The sequence below is a fragment of the Sanguibacter biliveldensis genome (assembly GCF_033798665.1).
In the GTDB taxonomy this organism is placed as follows: domain Bacteria; phylum Actinomycetota; class Actinomycetes; order Actinomycetales; family Cellulomonadaceae; genus Sanguibacter; species Sanguibacter inulinus.
On sequence record NZ_CP138359.1, the window covers coordinates 1,633,168 to 1,649,119 of the forward strand.

13 protein-coding genes are annotated in these 15,952 nt (G+C 71.3%); 9 read left to right on the top strand and 4 right to left on the bottom strand.

What is annotated here, in order from left to right; genetic code table 11:
• The first annotated feature begins 68 nt into the window (after positions 1–68).
• Positions 69–3,077, top strand: a complete 3,009-nt coding sequence (locus SANBI_RS07085) for an alpha-mannosidase (protein ID WP_319160300.1) — start codon at positions 69–71, stop codon at positions 3,075–3,077.
• A 194-nt stretch (positions 3,078–3,271) separates the two neighbouring features.
• On the opposite strand, the gene SANBI_RS07090 is transcribed toward SANBI_RS07085, so the two are convergent.
• Positions 3,272–4,810: an MFS transporter gene (locus tag SANBI_RS07090; RefSeq protein ID WP_319160302.1), complete on the bottom strand. Its 1,539-nt coding sequence runs from the start codon at positions 4,808–4,810 to the stop codon at positions 3,272–3,274.
• 138 nt (positions 4,811–4,948) lie between these two features.
• Between SANBI_RS07090 and SANBI_RS07095 the strand changes: the two genes are divergently transcribed.
• Together SANBI_RS07095 and SANBI_RS07100 are read left to right on the top strand one after the other, a co-directional pair.
• Positions 4,949–5,650, top strand: a complete 702-nt coding sequence (locus SANBI_RS07095) for a TetR/AcrR family transcriptional regulator (RefSeq protein WP_218928366.1) — start codon at positions 4,949–4,951, stop codon at positions 5,648–5,650.
• A 16-nt stretch (positions 5,651–5,666) separates the two neighbouring features.
• Entirely contained in the window at positions 5,667–6,509 is an 843-nt protein-coding gene (locus SANBI_RS07100; protein ID WP_319160305.1) for a sulfite exporter TauE/SafE family protein, read from the top strand.
• Between the two features lie 91 nt (positions 6,510–6,600).
• On the opposite strand, the gene SANBI_RS07105 is transcribed toward SANBI_RS07100, so the two are convergent.
• Complete coding sequence (locus tag SANBI_RS07105; protein ID WP_319160307.1) at positions 6,601–9,513, bottom strand: glycosyl hydrolase 53 family protein; 2,913 nt, start codon at positions 9,511–9,513, stop codon at positions 6,601–6,603.
• 451 nt (positions 9,514–9,964) lie between these two features.
• Here SANBI_RS07105 and SANBI_RS07110 point away from each other — a divergent pair, with 451 nt between their 5' ends.
• On the top strand, positions 9,965–10,246 hold the full coding sequence (locus SANBI_RS07110) for a hypothetical protein (protein WP_319160309.1): 282 nt from the start codon (positions 9,965–9,967) through the stop codon (positions 10,244–10,246).
• A gap of 13 nt (positions 10,247–10,259) precedes the next feature.
• On the opposite strand, the gene SANBI_RS07115 is transcribed toward SANBI_RS07110, so the two are convergent.
• Together SANBI_RS07115 and SANBI_RS07120 are read right to left on the bottom strand one after the other, a co-directional pair.
• A complete protein-coding gene (locus tag SANBI_RS07115) occupies positions 10,260–10,520 on the bottom strand; it encodes a hypothetical protein (protein ID WP_319160312.1) in 261 nt (86 codons plus the stop codon).
• A 185-nt stretch (positions 10,521–10,705) separates the two neighbouring features.
• Positions 10,706–11,275: a TetR/AcrR family transcriptional regulator gene (locus SANBI_RS07120; RefSeq protein ID WP_319160314.1), complete on the bottom strand. Its 570-nt coding sequence runs from the start codon at positions 11,273–11,275 to the stop codon at positions 10,706–10,708.
• A 96-nt stretch (positions 11,276–11,371) separates the two neighbouring features.
• Between SANBI_RS07120 and SANBI_RS07125 the strand changes: the two genes are divergently transcribed.
• The 5 genes from SANBI_RS07125 (at position 11,372) to SANBI_RS07145 (ending at position 15,952) form a co-directional block, all read left to right on the top strand.
• Positions 11,372–12,322 carry a saccharopine dehydrogenase family protein gene (locus tag SANBI_RS07125; RefSeq protein ID WP_319160316.1) on the top strand — a complete coding sequence of 317 codons (951 nt, stop codon included), beginning with the start codon at positions 11,372–11,374 and terminating at the stop codon, positions 12,320–12,322.
• A 58-nt stretch (positions 12,323–12,380) separates the two neighbouring features.
• Positions 12,381–13,046, top strand: coding sequence for a hypothetical protein (locus tag SANBI_RS07130; RefSeq protein WP_319160318.1), 666 nt, complete (start codon positions 12,381–12,383; stop codon positions 13,044–13,046).
• Positions 13,047–13,099: 53 nt separating this feature from the next.
• Positions 13,100–14,182, top strand: a complete 1,083-nt coding sequence (locus SANBI_RS07135) for an RDD family protein (RefSeq protein WP_319160320.1) — start codon at positions 13,100–13,102, stop codon at positions 14,180–14,182.
• A 73-nt stretch (positions 14,183–14,255) separates the two neighbouring features.
• Positions 14,256–15,206 (top strand): Nif3-like dinuclear metal center hexameric protein, encoded by a 951-nt coding sequence (locus SANBI_RS07140; protein ID WP_319160322.1) that lies wholly within the window; start codon positions 14,256–14,258, stop codon positions 15,204–15,206.
• Positions 15,203–15,952 carry a zinc ribbon domain-containing protein gene (locus SANBI_RS07145; RefSeq protein WP_319160325.1) on the top strand — a complete coding sequence of 250 codons (750 nt, stop codon included), beginning with the start codon at positions 15,203–15,205 and terminating at the stop codon, positions 15,950–15,952. Before SANBI_RS07140 ends, SANBI_RS07145 begins: the two co-directional genes overlap by 4 nt.

The following is a 15,952-nucleotide window of genomic DNA, read 5'->3' on the forward strand; positions in this document are numbered from 1 at the left end:
CCGAGCCGACCGACCCGCCGCCCGCAGCGCTGCGGACCACCGCTCCCGACGAACGGATCACCCAGACCATGCACGACGACATCCCCCTCACCACAGGACGGGCCGCCCGGGTCCTGACCGAGCGCATCCGCCCTGCCATCCACTCCCACCGCACGCCTGTCGACGTCTCGTGGCGCGAGCTCCCCGGGGAGCCCATCGCCCCGGCCGAGGGCCGGGCTCTCGACTTCAGCCCCTTCGAGGTCGGGTCCCTCTGGGGACCGGCCTGGGGGACCACCTGGTTCCACCTCGCGGCCACGGTTCCTGCCGAGTGGGCCGGCCGCCGGGTCGAGCTGCTCGTCGACCTCGGCTTCGACCAGAACATGACCGGTTTCCAGTGCGAGGGCCTCGTCTACACCGCAGACGGCGAGCCGCTGAAGTCGCTCAACCCGCGCAACCAGTGGGTGCCGGTCACCGACCACGCCGACGGTGACGAGACCGTCGACCTCTACCTCGAGGCCGCCTCCAACCCTGTCCTGCTCGACTACCACCCCTTCCTCCCCACCCAGGAGGGCGACGTCCGCACCTCCTCACCGAAGCGCCTCTACACCTTCCGGCACGCAGACCTCGCGGTCTTCGAGCCAGAGGTGCACGAGCTCTCCCTCGACGTCGAGGTGCTGCTCGAGCTCCAGGCCGAGCTCCCCGAGAGCTCGCCGCGCCGGATGCGCATACTCCAGGCTCTCGACGACGCCCTCGACGTCCTCGACCTGCAGCGCATCCCCGAGACGGCTCCCGACGCCCGTGCCGCGCTGGCCCCGGCCCTCGCCTCGCCAGCCGAGGCCAGCGCGCACGTCGTGTCGGCCGTCGGCCACGCGCACATCGACTCGGCCTGGTTGTGGCCCGTCCGCGAGACGATCCGCAAGGTCGCCCGCACCACCTCGACCATGACCGAGCTCATCGGGCAGACCGACGACTTCCTCTACGGCATGTCGAGCGCCCAGCAGTACGCCTGGATCAAGGAGCACCGCCCCGAGGTCTACGCCAAGGTCAAGGCCGCCGTCGCGGACGGGCGCTTCCTGCCGCTCGGCGGCATGTGGGTCGAGTCCGATACCGTCATGCCGACCGGCGAGGCCATCGCCCGGCAGTTCCTCTACGGGCAGCAGTTCTTCGAGCAGGAGTTCGGGGTGCGGTCCGCAGGCGTGTGGCTGCCCGACTCCTTCGGCTACTCCCCGGCCCTGCCCCAGCTCATGCGCCGCGCGGGCTTCGACTGGTTCTTCACGCAGAAGATCTCCTGGAACCAGGTCAACAAGTTCCCGCACCACACCTTCGCCTGGGAGGGCATCGACGGCTCGCGGATGTTCACGCACTTCCCGTCGATGGACACCTACAACTCCCAGCTCTCCGGCATGGAGGTCGCCAAGGCGTCTCGCCAGTTCCGCGAGTCGCGCGTCGCGACAGGGTCGATCGCCCCTGTCGGCTGGGGCGACGGTGGTGGTGGCACCACGCGTGAGATGACCGGCAAGGCCGAGCGCCTCGCGGACCTCGAGGGCAGCGCACGCGTGCGCTGGGAGCACCCCGACGTGTTCTTCGAGCGTGCCAAGAGCGAGATGCCGAAGCCGCCCGTGTGGGTCGGCGAGCTCTACCTCGAGCTGCACCGCGCCACCCTCACGAGCCAGCACAAGACCAAGCAGGGCAACAGGCTCACCGAGCACCTGCTCGTCGAGGCCGAGCTGTGGAGCGCGACCGCAGCGGTGCGTGCCGACCTCACCTACCCGCACGACGAGCTCGACGCCCTGTGGAAGCAGGTGCTGCTGCTCCAGTTCCACGACATCCTCCCCGGCACGTCGATCGCCTGGGTGCACCGCGAGGCCGTCGAGCAGTACGCCCGCGTCGCCGCCGAGGCGACAGCGATCATCGACCGCGCGCAGGTGGCGCTCGCAGGGGAGGGGCCGGAGCGCATCGTCTTCAACGCCTCGCCGCTGCTCCGCGACGGTGTGGCCGGCCACTCGGCGGCTGTCGCGGTGCCGGCGACCGGGACCGTCTCCCTGACCCAGGCCGACGGGACGCTGGTGCTCGAGAACGACCTCGTCCGCGTGACCGTCTCGGACGAGGGGCTCATCACCTCGGCCGTCGACCTCGCGACGGGACGTGAGTCTGTCGCCGCAGGGCAGGAGGCGAACCTGCTCCAGCTGCACCAGGACTTCCCGAACATGTGGGACGCGTGGGACGTCGACAGGTACTACCGCAACCGTGTCGAGGACCTCCGCGAGGTCGACACGCTGGACCACGAGACCCGCGACGGCGCCGTGCACGTGCGCATCGAGCGGTCGTTCTCGGCGTCGCGTGTTGTGCAGGAGCTGGTGCTCAGGCCTGGTTCGCGGACCGTGGAGATCACCCAGACCACGGACTGGCACGAGACCGAGAAGTTCCTCAAGATCGCCTTCCCGCTCGCGATCCAGGCCGAGCACACGTCAGCCGAGACGCAGTTCGGCTACGCCAAGCGCGTCACGCACACCAACACGAGCTGGGAGGTCGCGAAGTTCGAGACCTCGATGCACAGGTTCGTGCACGTGAGCGAGCCTGGCTTCGGTGCTGCGCTCGTGACGGACTCGACCTACGGCTACGACGTCACCCGCGACGCCGACCCCGAGACCGGTGTGACGACCACGCTGCGGCTCTCGCTGCTGCGTGCGCCGCGCTTCCCCGACCCGGAGACCGACCAGGGAGAGCACACCCACCGCTACGGGTTTGTCGTCGGTGCGTCGACAGCCGACGCGACCGAGGCCGGGCTCGCCCTCAACCTCCCGGCCCGCGAGCGGACCGGGTCGCCGGTCGAGGCCCTGGTCTCGGCGACCGACGGGATCGTCGTCTCGGGCGTCAAGCTCGCGGCCGACCGCTCGGGAGACCTCGTCGTCCGGGTCTACGAGCCTGACGGGCGTCGCGTGACCGGGACCGTGCAGGTCGCGGCTCCTGTCGCTGCGGTCCACGAGGCGTCGCTCATCGAAGACGTCGCGGCCGAGGTCTCAGCACCTGGCGGCGAGATCGCCGTCGAGCTCACGCCCTTCGAGGTCCGCACGTACCGGGTGCGTCTGGCGGGCTGAGCCGAGAGGAACGGGGCGACCTCCCCGAGCGCGACCGCCAGCGTCACCAGCCGGCGCACCGGACCGACGCGCCTCCGGGGCTTCGTCTCGACCGCGTGGCACAGACGACACGACGACGCGCCTGCGAAGATCTCGCAGGCGCGTCGTCGTCGTGCTGAGGCTGGGTCTGGTCACGACCCGGTGGCGGGCGGCCGTCAGTGCGCGACGACCGGGGCCTGGTCGCCGTCGAGCGGTGCGCTCGCGGCAGCTCGGGCCGCGCGGTCGGTGCGGGTGCGGAACAGCGACACCGTCGCGATCCCGCCGAGCAGGAAGATCACGGCTGACGCGGTGTAGGCGGTCGAATAGCTGTGCAGAGCCGCCTCGGCCATGACCTGCGGCGTCTGGGAGGACTGCGTCGCGATGTAGCTGGTCGCGGCTGTCGCAGCGAGCGTGTTGAGCAGCGCTGTGCCGATCGCGCCACCGACCTGCTGCGAGGTCGAGACCATCGCCGAGGCCGCTCCAGCCTGGCGGCGGTCGATGCCGAGGGTCGCGATCTGGAAGGACGGCGGCATGATCGAGCCCATGCCGACGCCGAGCAGGATCAGGCCCGGCAGCACGTGGATGTAGGTGCTGTCGACCTCGAGGAGCGTGAAGGAGAACATCGCGAGGGCGCCGAGGGCCATGCCGATCGGCACGATGATGCGCGGGCCGAGGCGCGGCAGCAGGATGTTGTTCTGGATCTGCGCGGTGATGATGATCGACACGACCATCGGCAGGAAGGCCGTGCCCGTGCGCATGGGGCTGAACTCTAGGGTCGCCTGCAGGTAGTAGGTGAGGAAGAGGAACACGCCGAACATGCCCGATCCGGCGACGAGGATCGCGATGAACGCGCCACCGCGGTCGCGGTCCAGGATGATGCCGAGGGGCAGGACCGGGTTCGCGGAGGTCCGCTGACGCAGCACGAAGGCGACGAGCAGCACGACGCTCAGAGCGAGCGAGACCCAGGTGACGGGAGCGTCCCAGCCCTGCGGCTCGGCCTGGGAGAAGCCGAAGACGAGGGCGAAGAGCCCGACCGACCCGAGCAGCACGCCCGGGGCGTCGAGGGACTGGCGGCCGGAGTGGCCGCCGCGGGGGAGCAGGACCGTGCCGGCGACGAAGGCGATCACCGCGATGAGCACGTTGACGTAGAGGTTCCAGCGCCAGTCGAGGTTCTGCGTGAGGAAGCCGCCGAGCAGCAGGCCGATGGCGCCGCCCATCCCGGCGATCGCGCCGAAGACGCCGAAGGCGCGGCCACGCTCCTTGGGGTCGGTGAAGGTGGTCGTCAGGACTGAGAGCGCGGCCGGTGCGAGCACGGCGGCGAAGACGCCCTGGAGCGCGCGGGCGCCCACGAGCATCGGGAAGTTCACGGCTGCTCCGCCGAGGGCTGAGGCGAGGGCGAAGCCGACGAGGCCGATGAGGAACATCCGGCGTCGTCCGAGCATGTCGGAGAGCCGCCCGCCGAGCAGCAGCAGGCTGCCGAAGGCGAGGGCATAGGCGGTGACGACCCACTGGCGGTCGTTGTCGCTGAAGGCCAGGTCGAGCTGGGCCGAGGGGAGGGCGATGTTCACGATGGTCGCGTCGAGCACGACCATGAGCTGGGCGAGGGCGACGGTCGCGAGGACGAGCCAGCGGCGCGAGCCGTGCGTCGACGTCGGGGTCGCCGCCGGCCCGGCGGGCGGAGCCGCGGGCTTCTGGGGCGTGGAGGGTGAGGGCATGGGTGTCTCCGGGGACGTCGTGGTCGGAGCACTGACCGTAATACAGAACTGACCAGTTCCGGAACCCCCCGGTCTCGATTTGTTCTTCGCGGGGCTCTCTGCCCACAATGGGCACCGACGAGAGGGAGCCTGATGGACGTGGAGCACGAGGACGTGACAGCGACGTCGCCCGAGCGCGCACGCCGGCCCGGACGGCGCCGGGACGAGTCGCGCGACGAGGCGATCCTCGACGCGACCCGCGAGCTCCTCGTCGAGCGCGGCTTCGAGAACATGACGATGGACGCCGTCGCCGAGCGCGCAGGTGCGGGCAAGGCGACGCTCTACAGGCGCTGGCCGTCCAAGACGCACCTGACCGTCGACGCGATCACCTGCCGGCGCTACGGCGACCTCACCGTCGACGACATCCCCGACACGGGATCGCTCCGCGGAGACCTGCTGAGCATCCGGCAGGTCAAGCACCTGCGCTCCGACACCGAAGACCTCATGGCCGGCCTGACCGCCGTCATCCGCGAGGACCCTCAGGTCGCCGCGGCCTTCCAGCGCCAGTTCGTCGAGGCGCGGACACAGCTCATGCGTGACCTCCTCGACCGTGCCGAGCGCCGCGGTGAGATCCCCCCGGGGCGCGACCTCGACATGATCGCGACCATCGCCCCCGCGATGATCTCCTACCAGAAGGTCACCACGGGCAAGCCGCTCGACCCCTCGTACCTGGAGAGGCTCGTCGACACGGTCCTCGTCCCGCTCGCGACGGCCGAGCACCCGGGGTCCCAGGACCTGGCCGACGGGGCCGGCGCCCTCTGGACCTCCGCCGACGAGCAGGCAGGGGTGCCTGGGCGCTGAGCGTCCTCCACCCTCCATGACTCTCACGACCTGGCTCGTCCTCGCCCTCGTCGCGCTGTCTGTCGGCGTCTCCAAGTCCGCGCTGCCTGGGCTCTCGACGCTCGGCGTCGCGCTGATCGCCACCGTCATGCCTGCGAAGGAGTCGACGGGGCTCCTGCTCCTGCTGCTGCTCTGCGGGGACCTCGTCGCGGTCAGCAGCTATTGGCGCCAGGCGGACTGGCGTTTGCTGTCCAGGATGCTCTTGCCCGTGCTGGGCGGTGTGCTCGTCGGGGTCGTCTTCCTCGCGCGGGTCGACGACCTCGTCATGCGCCGGACCATCGGTGCGGTGCTGCTCGCGCTCCTCGCGGTCCGCGCCGTGCGCTGGTTCGTCGACCGTCGGTCGGCCCGGCGGGCGGAGCGCGACGCCGCGCAGGACGGGTCCGGCGACGCCGGTGCCGCTGACACCGCTGACATGCCGGTCGCGGTCGTTGCGTCGGTCCCTGCAGGGGAACCGGCTGCTCAGCGTCCGCACCTCGGGGTCGGGGCGGTCTACGGGACCCTCGCCGGGTTCACCACCATGGTCGCCAACGCCGGCGGTCCTGTCATGAGCCTCTACCTGCTGTCGGTCGGGGCGACCAAGCTGCGGTTCATGGGGACCGCCGCGTGCTTCTTCTTCGCGACCAACCTCGTCAAGCTGCCCTTCTCGATCGGTCTTTCCCTCGTCACCGTCGACACCCTGCGCACGGCTCTCGTGCTCGTGCCGCTGGTCCTGCTCGGGGCGGTCATCGGCAGGCGCCTGCTGCGCTCGATCGACCAGAAGCTCTTCGAGAGGCTCGTCATCGGCCTGACCATCACCGCGAGCATCTTCCTGCTGCGCTGACCGGACGACCAGGCGTGACGACGACGGGCCAGGACCCGAGGAGTCGTGCTCCTCGATGTCCCGGCCCGACGTCCGGTGCTGCAGCTCCTCGTCAGCGCACGGGTGAGGTCCCCGCGCGGTGGCGACGCAGGACGAGCACCGTGGCGCCCGCCGCGACGAGCAGCGTGGTGAGCCCGGCGAGCAGTGCCACGTCGGCACCGGTCTGGCTGAGCGTCCCGGTGGCGGTCGTCCCCGTACCCGAGCCGGCGGCAGGTGTCGCGGCTCCGGTCGGCTCGGTGGTGCCCGGGGCGGACGGGTCCGTCGGTGTCACCACGGCCGCGGCGACCGTGATCTCTGCCTGGGCCAGCACGGTCCCGGAGGCGTCACGCGCCTGGAGGATGTGCGTCCCGGCCTCGAGGGTGGCCGGGATCGTCACCGTCTCGGACGCGGTGCCGTCGGTGACCGTCGCCCCGGCCAGACGCTGGTACTCGCTCTCGATGCCGATCTCGACCTCCGGGAGCTCCAGCCCGGTGACCGTCACGGTGACGTCGTCGCCCGCCGTGACCGACGTGGCGCTGAGCGTCATCTCCGGGGTGCCCGGGACCTCGGGGGTCGTGGTCCCGCCGACGGTGACGACGACAGTGGCGGTCTGGTCCTCGAAGGTCACCGTGAGCGCCTTGGTGCCGGGAGTCGAGAAGTCGGTCCCGGTCACTGTCGCCTGGGCGGTGACGTCGGCCGTCGCGCCGTCAGCGTAGGTCGCCGTGACCGTCATCCCGGCCGGGTCGAAGGTGTCGCCGACCGAGTAGGTGGTGCGGGTCGGCGGCGTGACGGCGATCGAGACGAGCTCGGCCTCAATCTCGACGAGACCCGCGACAGCCTGGTCGACCAGGGCCGCCGCAGCGTCCACGTCGTCCTGGGTGGCGCGCGAGCCGGCGAGCACGACCCCTGCGGTCTCGACCGCGAGGTCGAGGGTCGCGAGCGACTCCGGGGTGTAGAGCGAGCGGTCGACAGTCTGGGCGACCGCGAGGGCGTTCTCCAGGCTGCTCGTGTCGATGTCCCCGGACGTCTCGACGCGGGTGAGGCGCAGGTCGTCGAGGTTGCCCCAGGCTCCTGCGCTCAGGGAGTACCGGGCTGCGACCGCGACGGTGCCGTCGTCGCCGACGACCACGTCGCCGACGGTCGCGGTGCTGAAGACGCGCCACCCGTCGAGGGTGATCGGGGCCGAGAGCTCGGTCCCACCGCTCGAGGCGCTCAGGGTCAGGGTGTCGGTCGGTCCGACCGCGCCGCCCTGGCTCTTCGCGGTGAGCGTGTAGGTCCCGGCCGGGACGCCGGTGATCGTCTGCTCGACGCTGAAGGCGTAGGCGGCATCGTCCCAGAACTTCAGGGCGCGGGCACCGTCTGCTGCGTCGACGTCAGCGGTGATCGACGCGCCGGTCCCCGCACCCGGCCCGCTGAGGGTCCACGGGGCAGTGCTCGCGTCTTCGAAGCTGTGGTTCACGACGTGGTTGACCGCGGTGACCGTCACGGTCGCCGAGACAGCGACACCGTCGACCGTCTTCCCCGAGATCGTGTACGTGCCGGGGCCACGGATCCAGTCGACTGAGGTCGACCAGGTGACGGGGTGCGCCTCGACGCTGCCGTCGTTGTACGTGACCTGGACCGTCGCGGGCAGCGCGACGGGTGAGCCGTCGGCGACGCTGAGGGTGACCTTCTCGACGCTGACGACCTCACGCGGCGCGGTGGCACCGGTGCGGGCGTACTGGAAGACGCGGAGCGACTCGAGCGGGTTCCCCTGGATGTCGAAGAGCGCCTGGTTGTCCCACGACGACCCGCCGTACCACTCGCCGGCGTCCTCGGGGTCGTACTCGGCCGCGTAGCTCGAGGCCCAGCCGGAGCCGTGCGCCTCCCACAAGAGCTTGTTCTGCTCGAGCTGGTCGGGCGTGCCCACAGGCAGCCACGCGGGCTCCCAGTAGAAGACGCCGATGCCCTCGGGGCCGACGTCGCTCACGGCCTGCATGACGTCGCGGACCGCCGTCGCCTGACCCTGGACGGAGGACGGGTACTTCGTCGAGACGGTCGCGGGGCGGATGGTGTTCTCGTGGCCGTCGCCGTCCTCGAGGGTGTAGTTCCACGAGGTCTCGGCGACCATCACCTGCTTGCCGTAGGTGGTCGCGACCTGGTCCAGCACAGTCGTGAGGTTGCTCAGAGACCCGTGCCAGAAGGGGTAGTACGAGCTCGCGAAGACGTCGTAGTCCACGCCGTAGGTGTCGAGCTGCTTCGCGATGCTCGCGTAGGAGCCCGCGCGCTCAGGGTTGGTGAAGTGCACCGCGACGAGGGCGTCTGGGTAGACCTCGCGGACGGCGCTGCTGCCCGCGCTGAAGATCTGCGACATGCCCGCCCAGCCGGTGACCCCGGCGACGCCGTTGTTGGTCTCGTTGCCGACCTGGACCATGCCGACGTCCACGCCGGCGTCCTTGAGCTGGGTGAGCGCGTCGGCCGTGTAGTCCTCGGTGGCCTCGGCCTTCTGCGCGACCGTCATGGCAGACCAGGCCTTGGGGGCCTTCTGCTTGGCGGGGTCGGCCCAGAAGTCGGAGTAGTGGAAGTCGACGAGGAGCTTCATGCCGTGCGCGGTGGCACGCTCGCCGATCTCGACCGCCGCAGCGATGTCGTTGTCCCCGCCGCCGTACCCGTTGCCCTGCGCGTCGAAGGGGTCGTTCCACACGCGGACGCGCACGTAGTTCACGTCGGCCGACTCGAGCACGTCGAAGACGTCGGCGGTCTGACCGTCCCAGTCGCGGAACGTCACGCCGCTCTCCTCGAGGGCGAGGATCGAGGAGATGTCTACGCCGTTGATGAAGTCCGCGGGGAGGCCGTCGACCTTGTCGACCACGATCCCGGCGTCGACAGGTCCGGTGGGGTCGTCGGCCGCGCTCGCGGAGGTCGCGAGGAGCGGGGTGAGGAGCACGGCACCTGCCGTGGCCGCCGCCGCGAGACTGCGGGGGAGACGTCGTCGTGCTGGGTGCATTCGGGGGAGTCCTTTCCTGTCGAGCATCTTTGTTCGAAGGTGACCCGGGTCCTCACGGGCCGCGACGGTGGTCGAGGGGTCGGCGGTCGTCCATGACCTGACCTGGAGGATGTGTCGCGGTGGACTGTACACGGTCACAGTCCCGGAGGGCGAGACTTTCGAGGCAGGAGAACGCTGCGTGAGCATGCTGTGCGGTTTGACTGAGTCACCGACTGTGACCGCGCACAGTCAGTGGTCGCCCCCTCCGAGGTGTCGACCGAGACAAGACGGTCGTCGACGGAGGTGAGGCCAGAGAGCCAGGACGAGCCGGGACTCAGCGGTGGGGCCGTGCCGATGCCCTTCTCAGGCGGTCTGCGTGCACTGCGCCTAGGGTTGGGTGTCAGGCCCGTGCCCGGTCCGTCCTGGCGGTCGGCGATGCGCGGGACCGAGACCCCCGACCACAGGAGCCGACATGACGTACGACGCCAGATCCCCGCTCCCCGACGCGCCGCGACCTGCCCGGCCCACCGGCCTCGACGGGCTCGCGCAGCTGCGACCCGCCGTCGCCGTGGCGCTCGCGGTCCTCGGGCTCGCCTTCTTGGCCTTCGGGATCGTCCAGGGTCAGCTCTGGGCCGGGGCGATCGGTGTCGTCCTCCTCGTCGACAGCGCACTCCTGCGCTACATCGCGACCCGTGCCCGCCGCGCACCGGGACCGGACGGCATGCGACCTGGCAAGACGCCGGGTCTGCTCTAGCCTGCCCCCGGGGTCAGCCCATGAGGTCGAGCACTGCCACCCCGGCGCCCAACGCCCACTCCTCGGTCAGTGCTGCCAGCTGGGGGACGTCCTGGAGGGCGACTCCGCCCGCGGGCTCGGCGCTGGGTTCCGGCGCCGAGGTGCTCGTCGCTGGCTGGCTCGCTGCGGGAGCGGGTGTGGCCTCGCTGTCCTGGCTGCTGCACCCGCTGAGGAGGGCGCCCGCCAGTGCGAGGGCGAGGAGCGAGCCTGTACGGGATGTCGTCGTCGGTGTCATGGGACGGACCGTTCCTTGTGCGTGATGTCGACGGGAGAGCCGCTGCCGTGGGCCCGCAGCCTACGACGGTGGTGTACCACCCTCTCGCCCGTCGGTGCACCCCTTGTCCGCTGCGCGAGCACGTCACCCCGCGACGTGAGCAGGTGACTCCCCGGCGCGAGCAGGTCGCCCTGCGGCCGTCGTGGTCAGGCGACCAGGGCGCTCGTCACCGTCGCGATGATGGCGCTCTCCGCCTCGTCTGCCGCCAGTCGGCCCGACGTGACCTCCGCGCAGGCTGTGTGCAGCGTCGAGTAGACGACGGCCGTGAGCCAGTCCGCGCTCAGGTCGGCGCGGAACGTCCCCGAGCCCTGCCCACGCTCGATGATCTCCTGCACCCGGGCGAGCACGCCGTCGTGCGACGCGCGCATGTGATCCGTTCCGAGCGCTGCCAGCGCCGCGTCGAGCGCGGCGCTGTTGGCCTCGACCTGGCGCCACGAGGACCTGATGAGCCGGACGAGCGCATCGAGGGGGTCGCCGGACAGGTCGACCTCGGCGAGCAGCCGGTCTGACTGCTCGACCGCTGCGGCGAGCGCGGCCTCGACCAGCTCGTCGCGGCCCGCGAAGTGCCCGTAGAGCGTCACCCTGCCGACGCCTGCCGCCGCGGCGATGGCCGACATCGACGCGTTCGGGTCCCGCGCGAAGAGCGTGAGGGCGCTCGCGAGGATCGCCTCGCGGTTGCGTCGGGCGTCCGAGCGTCGTGGGGAGGTCGTGGTCACAGGTTCAGGCTAGCCGACCTCGCACCGATCTCAAACAGTGGTGTTCAAGTTGTGCTAGGTTGCATCTCAAACACCACTGTTTGAGAAGAGGATCTGATGACACTCCCCGTCCCACACCAGCCCCAGCCCAGCAGCCCCGCACTCACGGTCCTCGCCCTCGGCGGCTACGGTGCAGCCGGCAGCTACGCAGTCGAGCACCTGCGCTCCCGCGGGCACACCGTGACGACAGCCGGACGTGACGCGACCCGCGCCGACCTCGTCCTCGACCTCGGCGACCTCGCCGCCGTGGCACGCGCCGCCGCATCGGCCGACGTCGTCCTCAACACCTCCGGACGCGAAGACCCGCGCGTGGTCACCGCCGCGACAGGAGCCGGAGCGGCCTTCGTCGACATCACCGCGACAGCGACCTACATCGCCGGCATCGAGGCTCTCGACCTCGCCGCACCTGTCGCGCTCAGCGTCGGCATCGCCCCGGGGCTGACCAACCTGCTGGCGCACGCCGCAGCCAGGCAGAGCGCCCTCCCGCTCGACGTCGCGATCGTCCTCGGTGCCGGTGAGCAGCACGGCGCCGCCGGGGCCGCCTGGGTCTACGGGATGCTCGGGCAGAGCTTCGTGGACCCCGCGACAGGGTCGCCGGTCCGCAGCTACACCCGCCCCGCCGCCTTCGACCTCCCCACGGGGCGCCGCCGCCTGTACCGCACGGACTTCTCCGACCAGACGACCCTGACCACAGAGCTCGACCGCCCCGTCCGCAGCTATTTCGGCCTCGACTCACGGTTCGCGACGACCTCCCTCGCCGCGCTCACCTGGGTCCCCGGAGCGCGTCACCTGCCGACCAGCATCCCCATGCCCGGCGGCGAGCGCTGGTACCTCCAGGTCCGCGACGCCGAGCGCGTCCACGGCAGTGCCACGGGCGTCGGGCAGTCCCGCGCCACTGGGCTCATGGCGGCGCTCGCCGTCGAACGGGTGCGGGCCGCTGGTGCCGGCGTGCACCACCTGCCGTCGCTCATGAGCATCGAGGACGTCGACCTCACGGTCTTCGGGTAGCCCGGGCAGGGGCCTACGGCCCTGGTCCCCGGGGGCTGATCACGGCTAGGTTCGGTCCATGACAGCCGCCGCCCTCGTCGACCTCAGCGCGCTCGCCCCTCTGACCGAGCTCGTCGAGCGGGAACGTCAGGACCGCCTGTCGGCCGGCACGGAAGAGACGGCCCCCGACTCCTCCGCCCCTGAGATGTCAGACGAGAAGATCCGCGCGGGAACTGGACGCGGCTGGGACGAGTGGGTCGCGCTCGCCGCGGACGGTCCGGGCCGGGGCGCCTCGCACTCAGAGATCGCGACCTGGGCGGGGGAGCAGCACGGCCTCGCCGGGTGGTGGGCGCACGGCGTCGCCGTCGGCGTCCGACGGCTCACCGGGCAGCGTGTCCCCGGCCAGATGGCCGACGGGTCCTTCGCCGTGAGCAAGACCGCGACCCTCTCGGCTGACGAGAGCGACCTCCGGACGGCGCTCCTCGACGAGGGCACCCGTGCCGCTCTGCTCCCCGGTCTCGACGTCACGCTCCGGTCCAGGCCGACCTCCAAGGCGCTGCGTCTCGCGCTCGCCGACGGCAGCGGTCCGCTCGGCAGCATCCTCTTCACCCTCGCGACAGCGGGGGAGGGACGCTGCCGGGTCACGGTCAGCCACGAGAGGCTCACCTCGGCAGCCGACGGCGAGCGGTGGAAGGCCTTCTGGGCTGGGTGGCTCGCCGTGGTCGCGGGTGCGCTCCGTACCTGACCTCACCCGCGCCCCTCTTCGGTCCGGGCGGACGCCCGTGCCAGGATGGTCTGATGGTCATCGCCGACTCCCGCCCCGACGTCGTCCCCGAGGTCCTCGACGACAGGAGCTACGCCGCGTGGTCGTCACGCGTGGTCGCCGTGATCATCGACGGCTTCGTCCTCGGGGGCTTGATCTTCCTCGCCGCTGGGGCCGCCTACGGGACCAGCACCTTCACGCTCCCCGTGCCGTTCCCGGACTCTGACGGCCTCACCCTCGCAGGCCTGACATGGGGGAGCAAGGTCGCCGTCGCCGCCGCCGTGCTCTCCCTCGTGCTGCTCCAGGCCTACGGCGGTGCGACTCCCGGCAAGCGCATCGTCGGCATCGCGGTCGTCGACGACCAGACAGGCCAGCCCGTCGGGCTCGTGCGCACGGTGCTGCGCGACCTCGCCCACCTGCTCGACGCCATCCTCTGCATCGGGTACCTGCGCCCCCTCTGGCACCCAGAGGAACGCACCTTCGCCGACTCGCTCCTCGGGACCGTCGTCCTGCGGACACGGACCGTGCGCGCCCACCCGCTCGTGGCCCGGCTCGCCACACGCCGTGACGGCACCTGGACCGGGCGGCCGGGCGCGCGCGGGACGATCTGCGAACCGGCGACCGGCGAGTGGGAGAACCGCGTCACGGGAGGGGTCGCCATCGTGAGCGTCGTGCTCGCGTGCTTCTCGTTCCCCTGGTCGACCGCGGGATCGAGCAGCTCCGACATGGTCGACTGCGGCTTCCCGATCCTCGACTCCGGCGCCTTCGCGCCGACGGGCGTGACGATCCGGGCGGACAGCAGCGTCACCTCCGAGCGACGGTTCTGGGTCGAGCGGACGACCATCAACCCGGCGCAAGAGGTCACAGCGAGCTGGACGTGGCACCGAAGCACCGCAGAGCCGACCACCGTCGAGCTCGTCGTCACCGGTGCCGACGGCACCGAGGAGATCACCAACACTGTCTTGCCTGCAGGAACGCCCGACGGTGCCACGGACGTCGACGGGACCCCGTTCGGCGACCTCACGCTCGGCGTGAGCGACCTCGGGCCGGGATGGACGGCGGAGTCGTCCGTGATCGTCGACGGTCAGGTCGTCTCCAGCTGTTCGCTCAACAGCTGACGGACGCCCGTCGGCCGGTCGTGCCTCGCGTCGGGTCCAGCGCCAGCCACCCGCCGGACGGTAACCTGCCACAGTGACCGACGAGCCAGGACAGCCCACCGACACCAGCCCGTCTCCGACGCTCGCCCGCGTCGTCGACCTCCTCGACGAGCGCTACCCGCCGTCGACCGCGGAAGACTGGGACGCCGTCGGCCTCGTCGTCGGCGACCCGCAGCGCCAGGTGCGCCGCGTGCTCTTCGCCGTCGACCCCGTCGCGGACGTCGTCGACGAGGCCGTCGCCTGGGGTGCCGACCTCGTCGTCACCCACCACCCCCTCCTGCTCGAGGGCGTCCACTCGGTCGCCGCCACGACGGTCAAGGGCTCGGTCGTCCACAGGCTCGTCGAGGCCGGGTGCGCGCTCTACGTCGCGCACACCAACGGCGACGCCGCCGAGCACGGAGTCAACGACGCGCTCGCGGACCTCCTGGGGATCGTCGACCGCCGGCCGCTCGACCCGCACGAGCCCGGTGCGGCGACAGGCCTCGGGCGGGTCGGTCGCCTCGCCGCACCCACGACGCTGCGGGTCTTCGCCGAGCACGTCGCGGCTGTCCTGCCCGCGACGGCCCAGGGCGTCAGGGTCGCCGGCGACCTCGACGCGACGGTCGAGACCGTCGCCGTGCTCGGCGGCTCGGGCGACTCCTTCATCGGTGCCGCGCGCGCCGCCGGGGCCGACGTCTACGTCACCTCCGACCTCAAGCACCACGGGGTGTCCGAGGCCCGCGAGCAGGCTCGCCTCGACGCTCTGGCAGCGGGAGCGCCGGCGGGCAGCGGCACGCCGTTCCTGATCGACACTGCGCACTTCGCGAGCGAGTGGCCCTGGCTCGCCTACGCAGCCGAGGACCTCGTGCACGACTGCACCGCCGACGGCACTACGGTGGTGACCAGAGTCAGCGTCCTGCGCACCGACCCGTGGACCGCACGGTTCGGCTCGCCTGATGCCGACGCCCTGAACTCTGAAGACCCAACGGAAGGACACCAGCTGTGACCAAGGCCCCTGTCGAGGACCAGCGCCGACTCCTGGACGTCCAGGCGCTCGACACCCGAGCCCAGCAGCTCGTGCACCGTCGCACCACGCTCCCAGCGCTCGCGACGGTCAAGGAGATCGACGGACAGCTCGCCGACCTCACCACCGCTCTCGTCGCGTCGAGGACCGCTGCGAGCGACCTCCGCCGCGAGCTCGCCAAGGCGGAGGGCGACGTCGAGCAGGTGCGCACGCGTGCCACCCGCAACCAGCAGCGCCTCGACTCGGGCGCCGTCGGCGCCAAGGACGCCCAGGCCCTCGTGAGCGAGCTCGAGTCCCTCGGCCGCCGCCAGGAGGCTCTCGAAGAGGTCGAGCTCGAGGTCATGGAACGTCTCGAGGCGCACGAGGACACCCTCGCCAAGCTCGACGAGGCGCACCAGAAGACCGCCGACGCGAAGGCTGCCGCCCTCGCCGAGGTCGACGCCCAGACCGCGGAGATCAACGCCCAGCTCGAGGTCGTCCAGGCTGACCGTGCGAAGGCCGTCGACGGGCTCGACGCCGCGCTCGTCACGCTCTACGACAAGATCCGCACGCAGCTCGGCGGACAGGGTGCTGCGGCCCTGCGCGGCGGTCGTTGCGAGGGCTGCCAGCTCGACATGAACCAGACCGACCTCTCGGCGATCCGCGCTGCGGCCCCTGAGGACGTCGTGCGCTGCGAAGAGTGCGGGCGCATCCTGGTCCGTATCAAGGACGACCGCCCGAAGGAGTGA

Excerpts from the sequence above, each read along its gene's own strand:
- SANBI_RS07105 (WP_319160307.1), bottom strand. The coding sequence starts at position 9,513 with ATGCACCCAGCACGACGACGTCTCCCCCGCAGTCTCGCGGCGGCGGCC.
- SANBI_RS07115 (WP_319160312.1), bottom strand. The coding sequence starts at position 10,520 with ATGACACCGACGACGACATCCCGTACAGGCTCGCTCCTCGCCCTCGCA.
- SANBI_RS07125 (WP_319160316.1), top strand. The coding sequence starts at position 11,372 with ATGACACTCCCCGTCCCACACCAGCCCCAGCCCAGCAGCCCCGCACTC.
- SANBI_RS07100 (WP_319160305.1), top strand. The coding sequence starts at position 5,667 with ATGACTCTCACGACCTGGCTCGTCCTCGCCCTCGTCGCGCTGTCTGTC.
- SANBI_RS07135 (WP_319160320.1), top strand. The coding sequence starts at position 13,100 with ATGGTCATCGCCGACTCCCGCCCCGACGTCGTCCCCGAGGTCCTCGAC.
- SANBI_RS07110 (WP_319160309.1), top strand. The coding sequence starts at position 9,965 with ATGACGTACGACGCCAGATCCCCGCTCCCCGACGCGCCGCGACCTGCC.
- SANBI_RS07130 (WP_319160318.1), top strand. The coding sequence starts at position 12,381 with ATGACAGCCGCCGCCCTCGTCGACCTCAGCGCGCTCGCCCCTCTGACC.
- SANBI_RS07085 (WP_319160300.1), top strand. The coding sequence starts at position 69 with ATGCACGACGACATCCCCCTCACCACAGGACGGGCCGCCCGGGTCCTG.
- SANBI_RS07090 (WP_319160302.1), bottom strand. The coding sequence starts at position 4,810 with ATGCCCTCACCCTCCACGCCCCAGAAGCCCGCGGCTCCGCCCGCCGGG.